This window comes from Asanoa siamensis, assembly GCF_016862555.1.
Taxonomy (GTDB): domain Bacteria; phylum Actinomycetota; class Actinomycetes; order Mycobacteriales; family Micromonosporaceae; genus Asanoa; species Asanoa siamensis.
Genome location: NZ_BONE01000095.1, coordinates 19511 through 29027, shown reverse-complemented (window position 1 = coordinate 29027; position 9517 = coordinate 19511). Strand labels below are relative to the sequence as shown.

General features: G+C 72.2%; 10 protein-coding genes and 1 pseudogene. 7 read left to right on the top strand and 4 right to left on the bottom strand.

Annotated features, from left to right (window positions below; genetic code table 11):
* The first annotated feature begins 54 nt into the window (after nt 1-54).
* Genes Asi02nite_RS35630 through Asi02nite_RS35610 form a run of 5 tightly spaced genes read left to right on the top strand, consistent with a single transcriptional unit; the run spans nt 55 to nt 3548 of the window.
* Nucleotides 55-1269, top strand: coding sequence for an NADP-dependent isocitrate dehydrogenase (locus tag Asi02nite_RS35630; protein ID WP_203718443.1), 1215 nt, complete (start codon nt 55-57; stop codon nt 1267-1269).
* Nucleotides 1270-1328: 59 nt separating this feature from the next.
* Nucleotides 1329-1934, top strand: coding sequence for a pentapeptide repeat-containing protein (locus tag Asi02nite_RS35625; protein WP_203718442.1), 606 nt, complete (start codon nt 1329-1331; stop codon nt 1932-1934).
* A 16-nt stretch (nt 1935-1950) separates the two neighbouring features.
* A complete protein-coding gene (locus tag Asi02nite_RS35620) occupies nt 1951-2739 on the top strand; it encodes a class I SAM-dependent methyltransferase (protein ID WP_203718441.1) in 789 nt (262 codons plus the stop codon).
* Between the two features lie 20 nt (nt 2740-2759).
* Nucleotides 2760-3083 (top strand): plasmid stabilization protein, encoded by a 324-nt coding sequence (locus Asi02nite_RS35615; protein WP_203718440.1) that lies wholly within the window; start codon nt 2760-2762, stop codon nt 3081-3083.
* Nucleotides 3084-3125: 42 nt separating this feature from the next.
* Complete coding sequence (locus Asi02nite_RS35610; RefSeq protein ID WP_203718439.1) at nt 3126-3548, top strand: hypothetical protein; 423 nt, start codon at nt 3126-3128, stop codon at nt 3546-3548.
* Here Asi02nite_RS35610 and purH read toward each other — a convergent pair.
* Nucleotides 3545-5101, bottom strand: coding sequence for a bifunctional phosphoribosylaminoimidazolecarboxamide formyltransferase/IMP cyclohydrolase (purH, locus tag Asi02nite_RS35605; protein WP_203718438.1), 1557 nt, complete (start codon nt 5099-5101; stop codon nt 3545-3547). The genes Asi02nite_RS35610 and purH overlap by 4 nt on opposite strands.
* Nucleotides 5098-5709, bottom strand: a complete 612-nt coding sequence (gene purN, locus Asi02nite_RS35600) for a phosphoribosylglycinamide formyltransferase (protein WP_203718437.1) — start codon at nt 5707-5709, stop codon at nt 5098-5100. Before purN ends, purH begins: the two co-directional genes overlap by 4 nt.
* Before the next feature lie 107 nt (nt 5710-5816).
* On the opposite strand from purN, the gene Asi02nite_RS35595 reads away from it, so the two are divergent.
* Complete coding sequence (locus Asi02nite_RS35595; RefSeq protein ID WP_239127487.1) at nt 5817-6134, top strand: DUF4190 domain-containing protein; 318 nt, start codon at nt 5817-5819, stop codon at nt 6132-6134.
* 30 nt (nt 6135-6164) lie between these two features.
* On the opposite strand, the gene Asi02nite_RS35590 is transcribed toward Asi02nite_RS35595, so the two are convergent.
* Complete coding sequence (locus Asi02nite_RS35590) at nt 6165-7634, bottom strand: cell division protein PerM (protein WP_239127485.1); 1470 nt, start codon at nt 7632-7634, stop codon at nt 6165-6167.
* Between the two features lie 622 nt (nt 7635-8256).
* Between Asi02nite_RS35590 and Asi02nite_RS35585 the strand changes: the two are divergent.
* A pseudogene (locus Asi02nite_RS35585) lies at nt 8257-8478 on the top strand (DUF4190 domain-containing protein); the annotation flags it as partial.
* 149 nt (nt 8479-8627) lie between these two features.
* Here Asi02nite_RS35585 and sucD read toward each other — a convergent pair.
* Nucleotides 8628-9515 (bottom strand): succinate--CoA ligase subunit alpha, encoded by an 888-nt coding sequence (gene sucD / locus Asi02nite_RS35580; protein WP_203718436.1) that lies wholly within the window; start codon nt 9513-9515, stop codon nt 8628-8630.
* Nucleotides 9516-9517: the final 2 nt, after the last annotated feature.

The window sequence follows — 9517 nt, the reverse complement described above, 5'->3', positions numbered from 1 at the left end:
CGGCTGCAGTACGCTCGTACTGCTAACGAGAAGTCCGAGAGGAGCGCCCGGCCGATGGCCAAGATCAAGGTAGCGAACCCGGTCGTCGAGCTCGACGGCGACGAGATGACCCGGATCATCTGGAAGCAGATCCGCGAGCAGCTGGTCCAGCCGTACCTCGACGTCGACCTCGAGTACTACGACCTGTCGATCCAGCACCGCGACGCCACCGACGACCAGGTGACGGTCGACGCGGCCAACGCGATCAAGCGGCACGGTGTCGGCGTCAAGTGCGCCACGATCACCCCCGACGAGGCCCGGGTCGAGGAGTTCGGCCTGAAGAAGATGTGGCGGTCGCCGAACGGCACGATCCGCAACATCCTCGGCGGCGTCGTGTTCCGCGAGCCGATCGTCATGTCCAACGTCCCCCGCCTCGTGCCCGGCTGGACCAAGCCGATCGTCATCGGCCGTCACGCCCACGGCGACCAGTACAAGGCGACCGACTTCGTGGTCCCCGGCCCGGGTCGCGTCACCATCACCTACACCCCGGCCGACGGCTCGGAGCCGATGGAGTTCGACATCGCGGACTTCCCCGGCGGCGGCGTCGCGATGGGCATGTACAACTACGACGAGTCGATCCGCGACTTCGCCCGGGCCTCGTTCCGCTACGGCCTCGAGCGCAAGTACCCGGTCTACCTGTCGACCAAGAACACGATCCTCAAGGCGTACGACGGTCGCTTCAAGGATCTGTTCCAGGAGGTCTTCGACGCCGAGTTCAAGAACGAGTTCGCGGCCGCCGGGATCACCTACGAGCACCGCCTGATCGACGACATGGTCGCCGCGGCGCTCAAGTGGGAGGGCGGCTTCGTGTGGGCCGCCAAGAACTACGACGGTGACGTGCAGTCCGACACGGTCGCGCAGGGCTTCGGCTCGCTCGGCCTGATGACCTCGGTGCTGATGACCCCGGACGGCAAGACCGTCGAGGCCGAGGCCGCGCACGGCACCGTCACCCGGCACTACCGGCAGTGGCAGAAGGGCGAGAAGACGTCGACGAACCCGATCGCGTCGATCTTCGCCTGGACCCGCGGCCTCGCCCACCGGGGCAAGGTCGACAACACGCCGGCGGTCACCGACTTCGCCAACCAGCTCGAGCGGGTCTGCATCGAGACCGTCGAGGGCGGCCAGATGACCAAGGACCTGGCGCTGCTGATCTCGCGTGACGCCCCGTGGCTCACGACCGACGAGTTCATGAACGCGCTCGACGAGAACCTGGCGCGCAAGCTCGCCTGATCGTTTCTTCAAGAAGCCCACCCGCCCGGCGCGGGTGGGCTTCTTGGCATGCTGGGCCCATGGACGCGGGAGCGACGTACACGGGTGAGCGGTTCGCGGTCGAGGACTGGGCCCTCGACGAGGTGGAGCGGGTGACCTTCGAAGGCTGCGCCTTCGACGACGTCGACCTGACCGAGGCCGTGCTGACGGGGTGCCAGTTCATCGAGTGCGACCTGTCGATGGTCAAGCTGTCCAGCGCGGAGCTGACCCGCTGCGCGTTCCTGCGCTGCACCATCCGCAAATCACCGTTCTTCAACGCGCGGCTGGACGACTGCAAGCTGACGGGCACGACCTTCACCGACTGCGACCTGCGCCCGCTGACCGTGTCGGGCGGCGACTGGTCGTTCGTGGTGGCCCGCGGCGCGAAGCTGGCCGGGGTCACGCTGGCCGGCGTGAAGCTGCGCGACGCCGACTTCAGCGACGCGGACCTGACCGGCTGCGACCTGCGCGGCGCGGACCTGGCCGGAGCGCACCTGCGGCACGCGGCGCTCAAGGGCGCCGACCTCCGGGGAGCCGACCTGGCTGGGGTGCGCTTCGACGAAGTCGACCTGACGGGTGTCCGCATCGACCTGGCCCAGGCGGCCCTGGTGGCGGCAAGCTATGGAGCGATCGTCGAAGCCACCTGACGGTTGGGAGCGGACGATGAGTTACTCGCTGTCGGCCGAGGCCGCTGAATACTACGAGGCGACGATGGTGCCCGCGTTGTTCGCCGACTGGGCACCGCGGGCAGTCGCCGCGGCGAGCGTCGGTCCCGGCCGGCGGGTGCTCGACATCGCCTGTGGCACCGGTGTGGTCGCGCGGGCGGCCGCCGATCGGGGTGCGGCGGTGGTCGGGATCGACCGCAACGAGGCCATGCTCGCCGTCGCCCGCCGGCTGCGGCCCGAGCTGCGCTGGGTGTCAGGTGACGCGGCGCGGCTGCCCTTCGTCGACGACGCGTTCGACGCCGCCGTCTCCCAGGCCGCGCTGATGTTCTTCCCGGACCGCGTGGCCGCCCTGCGCGAGATGGGCCGGGTCGCCGCCGGGCGGGTCGTGGTCCAGGTGCCGGGCCGGCTGGCCGAGAGCCCCGGTTATCTCGCACTGACGGACGTGGTGGCGCGGCACGCCGGCCCCGCGGTGCGGGACCTGTTCGACCTCTATTTCGCCGTCGGCGAACCGGCCCTGCTCACCCGCCTGTTCGACGAGGCCGGCCTGCGGGTCGAGCGGTTCGACACCTGGCTGGGGGCGACCCGGTCGGCCTCTCTCGACACGTTCCTCGGTGCCGAACTGCTGCCTTTCGTCGGCAGCGTGCCGCCCGACGTCCGCGCCCGGATCCTCGCGGACTGCCCCGCGGCGCTCGCGCCCTTCCTCGACGCGGCCGGCGCCGTCGCCGCACCGATCGAGGTCCACCTCGTCAGTTTGATCCCGCCCGGCCCGGGAACTCTGTTGCCATAAGGCTTTGAAGGGAGGCGGCTATGCCAGCGGGATCGAGCCCCAAGCGCGAGCGCCAGTACAAGCACATCAAGGAAAGCGTCAAGAAGCGCGGCGGATCGTCCGGCCGCGCCGAGGAGATCGCCGCGCGTACGGTCAACAAGGAGCGGGCACGCGCGGGCGAGTCGCGCACGGCGAGCCGCTCCTCAGTCAAGGACGTGTCCTCGAGCCACCGCGGCGGCAAGCGCTCACACAGCGGCGCGCAGGGCCGCACGAAGGAACAGCTCTACAACGAGGCGAAGAAGCGCAACATCGCGGGCCGGTCGAGCATGAGCAAGGCCGAGTTGGAGCGGGCGCTCTCCCGCTGACCGCGGCGGGAACCCGCGGCGGGTGCGGCGGCTCTTCTCTGCATGGTCACGAAGTCACGGGTCGCCCTGGTCGCCCTTGCCGTGCTGCTGGCGACGGGTTGCAGCGGGAGCGCCGAGGACGAGCCCGCCTGCTCCTCGCCGGTCAACGGCGAGATGCAAGGGACCGGGTCGCTCTGGGCGCTCTTCTTCCCGACCCCGGGGCAGGCCGCCCCCGTCGTGTCCGGGGCCGAGTCGAAGATCGTCTGGAAGATCGGTGGGTCCGGTGACTTCACCGTCGGGGCCACCGGACCCGAGGGCAGCACGGCCACCCTTGTCTGGGGTCCGAGTGAGCACGACGGCAGCACCTGGGAGCGGCCCGGCACCGAGTACGGCACCGGGTTCCTCTTTGACAAGCCCGGCTGCTGGACCTTCACCGCCGAACGGGCCAGCGGGGAGAAGGGCGAACTGCGCCTGACCGTGGCCTAGTGGAAAAAGTGCCGGGCCCCGGTGAAGTACATGGTCACCCCGGCCTGTTCCGCCGCCGTGATCACTTCCTCGTCGCGTACCGAGCCGCCCGGCTGGACCACCGCGCGGACGCCCGCGTCGGCCAGGATCTGGAAGCCGTCGGCGAACGGGAAGAACGCGTCCGAGGCCGCCACCGCGCCGGCCGCGCGGTCGGCGCCCGCCCGGGACACCGCGAGCCGGGCCGAGTCGACGCGGTTGACCTGGCCCATGCCGACGCCCACCGAGGCGCCGTCGCGGGCCAGCAGGATCGCGTTGGACTTCACGGACCGCACGGCCCGCCAGGCGAACGCCAGGTCGGCAAGCACGTCGTCGGGGACCGCCGCGCCGGCCGCGAGCCGCCAGGCCGCCGGGTCGTCGCCGGGCGCGTCGATCGCGTCGCGCATCTGCACCAGCACGCCGCCGGTGATCGGGCGCCACTCGGCCGGCAGCGGCGCGAACGCCGGCGCCTTCAGCAGCCGGATGCTCTTCTTGCGGCTCAGGATGTCCAGCGCGGCGTCGGCGAAGGCCGGCGCGACCAGCACCTCGGTGAAGACCTCCGCGACCTGCTCGGCCATCTCGACGGTGACCTCGCGGTTGACGGCGATCACGCCGCCGAACGCGGAGACCGGGTCGCAGGCGTGCGCCTTGCGGTGCGCCTCGGCCACGTCGTCGCCGACCGCGATGCCGCACGGGTTGGCGTGCTTGATGATCGCCACGGCCGGTGCGTCGAAGTCGTGGGCCGAGCGCCAGGCCGCGTCCGCGTCGACGTAGTTGTTGTAGGACATCTCCTTGCCGTGCAGCTGTTCGGCCTGGGCCAGGCCCGCCGGCGCCGCCGGATTGGTGTAGAGCGCGGCCTGCTGGTGCGGGTTCTCGCCGTACCGCAGCGGGGTCTCGACCCGCAGCGTGAGCCCCGCGAAGGTCGGCCAATCGGCGGGCGCCACCGTGGTCGCGAAGAAGTCCGCGACCGCCACGTCGTAGTCGGCGATGTCGGCGAACGCCCGCGCCGCCAGCGCGCGCCGCTCCGCCAGGGTGAAGCCACCGCCGGAAAGGGCGGCGAGCACCATCGGGTACGCCGCCGGCGAGGTCACGACGGCGACCGAGGCGTGGTTCTTGGCGGCCGCGCGGACCATGGCCGGCCCGCCGATGTCGATCTGCTCGACGCACTCGTCGACCGACGCGCCCGAGGCGACCGTCTCCCGGAACGGGTACAGGTTGGACACCAGCAGCTCGAACGGCGCGATGTCGAGGTCGGCGAGCTGCTGCTCGTGCGCCGGCAGGCGGGTGTCGGCGAGCAGGCCCGCGTGCACCCGCGGGTGCAGGGTCTTGACCCGGCCGTCGAGCACCTCGGGGAAACCGGTCAGGTCCTCCACCTTGGTCACCGGCACGCCCGCGGCCGCGATCGCGGCGGCCGTCGAGCCGGTGGACACGATCTCCACGCCGCCGGCGTGCAGGGCGGTCGCGAGCTCGGTCAGCCCCGTCTTGTCGTACACGCTGACCAGGGCACGCCGCAGCGGCCGCCGCGCGTCGTCGTTCATGGGATCGTGACCTTCCTTCCGGTGATGGTCCATCCTTCGCGGACCAGGCGGCCGACGGTGTCGACGAGTTGTCGGCGCTCGGCGACCTTGATCCGCTCGGTGAGCGTGTCCTCGGTGTCGTCGTCGAGGACCGGCACGGCCGTCTGGGCCACGATCGGTCCTGTGTCGACACCCGCGTCGACGAAGAACAGCGTCGCGCCGGCCAGCTTCACCCCGTAGGCGAGCGCGTCCCGCGGGCCGTGGATGCCCGGGAACGCCGGCAGCAGCGCGTTGTGCGTGTTGAGATAGCGGTCGCCGAACGCGGCGAGGAAGCGGTCGCCCACCAGCTTGAGGAAGCCGGCCGAGATGACCAGGTCGGGCTTGTGCTCGGCGACGTGCTGGGTCAACGCGGCGTCCCAGGCCTCCCGGGAGGGGTGGTCCTTCACCCGTTCGACGAACGTCGGCAGCCCCGCCGCGGTCGCCCGGTCGAGACCGGCGATGCCGTCACGGTCGGCACCGACGGCCACCACCGTCGCGCCGTAACCGGGGTCGGCACAAGCCTCGAGCAGGGCCGCCAGGTTGCTGCCGGAGCCGGAGATCAGAACCACGAGGCGAGCGGACGCGGGCACGTAGACAGACGATACCGGCCTGGTCTTTCACCCCTCGCGACCGGTCTTGACGCAGTGATGATCTTCCAGGAACATCGGCAGGCTAACGAGCCTGGAGGGACATTCCTGTGACCAACCCATATCCGCCGCAAGGCTACGGCCAGCCGGCCCAGCCGCAGAACAACGCGCTCGGCCTCGCGGCGCTGATCGTCGGCATCGCGTCGATCCCGCTGGTGTGCTGCTGGCCCCTCGGCCTCGCGACCGGCATCGCCGGTGTCGTGCTCAGCCACCTGGGCAAGCAGAAGGCCGCGCAGGGGCTGGCCAACAACCGCGGTCAGGCCCACGCGGGCTTCATCTGCGGCATCGTCGGCACCGCCCTGGCCGTGCTGTCGCTGCTGCTCGGCGTCGTCTTCAGCGTCATCGACCTGCCGACGCCCGGCGCCTGATCCGATCGACGGTCCTCGCCGCGCCCGGCCTCACGGGCCGGCGAGGGCCCGGGTGGCCGCGGCGCCCACGGTGGCGCCGAGCGTCACGACGATCGCGCCCGCGAGCGCGACCTGCCAGGCCACCGGGCCCATCTCGGCCAGCCGCGGCCCACCGACCGACCCGCGGGAGACCTGGGCCGCCAGCCCGAGCAGCACCCCCGCGATCGGGCCGCCGAGCGCGGCGGCACCGACCAGCGAACCCCACGAACGATGCCGGCCGTACGCGTCGCCCGCGCGCAGCCGCAGCACCCGCCGGGCCAGCAGCCAGCCCGCGACCATCCCGGCCACCAGTGGCACCGCCAGCAACAGCGCGCCCAGCCCACCGACCGGGCCCTGCGGGATGCCGGCGGCCAGGGGCAGCGGGAGCAGCGTCCCGACGTCGACCTCGGTGGTCCGGACGACGGTGTCGACACCCACCGCGAACCCCGGACCGAGCAGGTACGCCGTGGCCCAGATCGCGGCGTTCGGCGCGTACGCGAGGCAGATCAGCGTGATCCCGACCTGGCCGGCCACGCCGGTGTTGTAGGCACCGAGCACGTCCGCCGCGTCGCCGGCGCGCAGCGCGACCGACAGCCCGGCCATCGCCGCCCCGCTGCCCAGCACCAGCACCGCGCCGACCACACCGGTCCGGATCCCGTCGCGCAGCACCGGCGGCATGCGCACGGCCATGACCCGCAGGGCGCCGGTGACCCGCAGCGCGCCCACCAGGGCGGCCAGCGTGCCGAAGACGAACAGGTGGATGAACGCCCGCAGCGCGGAGACCTCGAGCCCGGGCTTGTCGGCCAGCAGCGCGGCGGCGGTGCCGACCACGCCGTAGCCGAACCCGACGGTGGTGGCGACGGTGGCCGCCTGCAGGGGTGTGCCGCGCTGCGCGATGCCGTACGCCCGGCTGGTGTGCACGCCGGCGCGGCTGACCCGCCAGGCGGCGAACGCCGCGACCGCGAGCGGCGGCAGGCCCAGCGGGCCGAGCGAGGTGCCCAGCGGCACGCCGTGCGCGAGCAGCCAGCCGGCCAGCCCGGCCCGGGCGGCCCCGCCGAGCGCGCTGACGCCCTCGCTGAGCTGGGCCAGGGTGAGCGCGACGGCCACCGGCAGGAACGAGAACGCGGCGGCGAACAGGGCGGCGACCGCGCCGGCGATCAGCAGCGGCGCGCGGCCGCCCGGCGCCGGGGTGCGCTGGCGGGGCAACCGGACGGTCGGCCGGTTGGCGACGTCGATGCGCTCGGTGGGCCGGTTGGCGACGTCGATCCGCTCGGTCAGCCGCTCCGCGCTGTCGGGCTCGGTCAGCCGCTCGGCGCTGTCGCGCTCGGTGTCCGTGGGTGCCGGCTGCGGGTCATGTGCCGGGACAAGCGGTGGGTCGTCGTGGCGCGGGAGGTCGAAACCGATCGCCTGCTCGTCCGAGCCCATGCCGGGGATGGGGCCCGTCGGCGGGTCCCGTCGGTCGTCGGGGTTCGGACTGCGCATCGCCGACTACTTTTTCACGCCGGCACCACCGGGCTCGCGCGACACCACGGACCTCGATCATCGCGTCAAGCGGCAAAGCGGACAAGCTTCGTAAAATACCGGATAACATACGGCGAACCGTGTAATCGGTCCGACGACCGGGAGGCGCCGCATGACCGCCGAATATCCGCCCCGCGAGCAGGATCCGGACGAGCCGCACCGTGCCGCCGGCCCGCCGCCGCCCGGTGGTGGTGCCGGCCCCGCGCCCGATCCCGCCTGGGGTCCGCCGGGCACGCCGACCGGACCGTCGTACCCGCCCGGTGGTCCGGTGACGCCCGGCGCGCACCCGGATCCGCCGGGGGCGTTCCCGCCCGCGCCGGACAACTATCCCCACCAGGACGCCGGCTATCCGTCGCCGCCACCCGGCCAGGAACCGCCCCCGGGGTACGGGCCGCCTGGGCAGGAACCGCCGGGGTACGGGCCGCCGACCGGCTATCCGCCACCGGGCGGTTATCCGCCGGGGCAGGAGCCGCCGCCCGGGTACCCGCCGCCGGGCTACCCGGGGCCGGGTGGCGGCGGACCGGGTGGGCCGGGCGGGCCCGGTGGGCGCTATCCGTTCGGGCGCGGATCCGGCTGGGGCCGGCAGGACCACACGACGCTCTGGGGCGTGCTCGGCATCGTCGTCGGCCTGATCTGCTGCGGCGTCCTCGGCATCATCTTCGGCATCCTGTCGCTGCGGGACGCCCGCCGGAACGGCAAATCACAGCTGCTCGGCTGGCTGGCGATCGCGCTCAGCGTGATCAACATCGTGGCGAGCCTGGTCCTCAACTTCACCCGGCAGTACCCCGGCGTGTATTACCACTGAGATCTGCCGATGCCTCGACTTTCCGATGCCTGGACTGACAGTCGGCATGGAGAGCCCGGGCAACCGCCGGTGGGTGGGCTTCCGACGCCACCGCGGCCTGACACTACGGGGGACGACGCGGCGCGCCGTCCCCCGTACCGTCGAAGCCGTTATCGGTTCTGGATGATGTCCCGCATCAGCCGGGCGGTCTCGCTGGGCGTCTTGCCCACGCGGACGCCGGCCGCCTCGAGCGCCACCTTCTTGGCGTCGGCCGTGCCGGCCGAACCCGAGATGATCGCGCCCGCGTGCCCCATGGTCTTGCCGGGGGGCGCGGTGAAGCCCGCGATGTAAGCGACGACCGGCTTGGTCACGTGCTCCTTGATGAACGCCGCCGCCCGCTCCTCGGCGTCGCCGCCGATCTCGCCGATCATCACGATCGCGTCGGTGTCGGGGTCGTCCTGGAACGCGGCCAGCGCGTCGATGTGGGTCGTGCCGATCACCGGGTCGCCGCCGATGCCGACGCTCGTCGAGAAGCCGATGTCGCGCAGCTCGTACATGAGCTGGTAGGTCAGCGTGCCGCTCTTGCTGACCAGGCCGATGCGGCCGGCGGGCGTGATGTCGGCGGGGATGATGCCCGCGTTCGACGCGCCCGGCGAGGCGATGCCCGGGCAGTTCGGCCCGATGATCCGGGTGCGCTCGCCCTTCTCGATGTTGTAGGCCCAGAACGCGGCGGTGTCGTGCACCGGCACGCCCTCGGTGATCACCACGGCCAGCGGGATCTCGGCGTCGATCGCCTCGACCACGGCGGCCTTGGTGAACTGCGGCGGCACGAAAATGACCGACACGTCGGCGCCGGTCTCCTTCATCGCGTCGGCGACCGACGCGAACACCGGCAGCGCGGTGCCGTCGAAGTCGACGGTCTGACCCGCCTTACGCGGGTTGACGCCACCGACGACGTGGGTGCCGGCGGCGAGCATCCGGCGGGTGTGCTTGGAACCCTCGGAGCCGGTCATCCCCTGGACGATGACCTTCGAGTCCTTGGTCAGCCAGATTGCCATTG

Excerpts from the sequence above, each read along its gene's own strand:
- Asi02nite_RS35625 (WP_203718442.1), top strand. The coding sequence starts at position 1,329 with ATGGACGCGGGAGCGACGTACACGGGTGAGCGGTTCGCGGTCGAGGAC.
- sucD (WP_203718436.1), bottom strand. The coding sequence starts at position 9,515 with ATGGCAATCTGGCTGACCAAGGACTCGAAGGTCATCGTCCAGGGGATG.
- Asi02nite_RS35630 (WP_203718443.1), top strand. The coding sequence starts at position 55 with ATGGCCAAGATCAAGGTAGCGAACCCGGTCGTCGAGCTCGACGGCGAC.
- Asi02nite_RS35615 (WP_203718440.1), top strand. The coding sequence starts at position 2,760 with ATGCCAGCGGGATCGAGCCCCAAGCGCGAGCGCCAGTACAAGCACATC.
- purH (WP_203718438.1), bottom strand. The coding sequence starts at position 5,101 with ATGAACGACGACGCGCGGCGGCCGCTGCGGCGTGCCCTGGTCAGCGTG.
- Asi02nite_RS35620 (WP_203718441.1), top strand. The coding sequence starts at position 1,951 with ATGAGTTACTCGCTGTCGGCCGAGGCCGCTGAATACTACGAGGCGACG.
- Asi02nite_RS35610 (WP_203718439.1), top strand. The coding sequence starts at position 3,126 with ATGGTCACGAAGTCACGGGTCGCCCTGGTCGCCCTTGCCGTGCTGCTG.
- Asi02nite_RS35590 (WP_239127485.1), bottom strand. The coding sequence starts at position 7,634 with ATGCGCAGTCCGAACCCCGACGACCGACGGGACCCGCCGACGGGCCCC.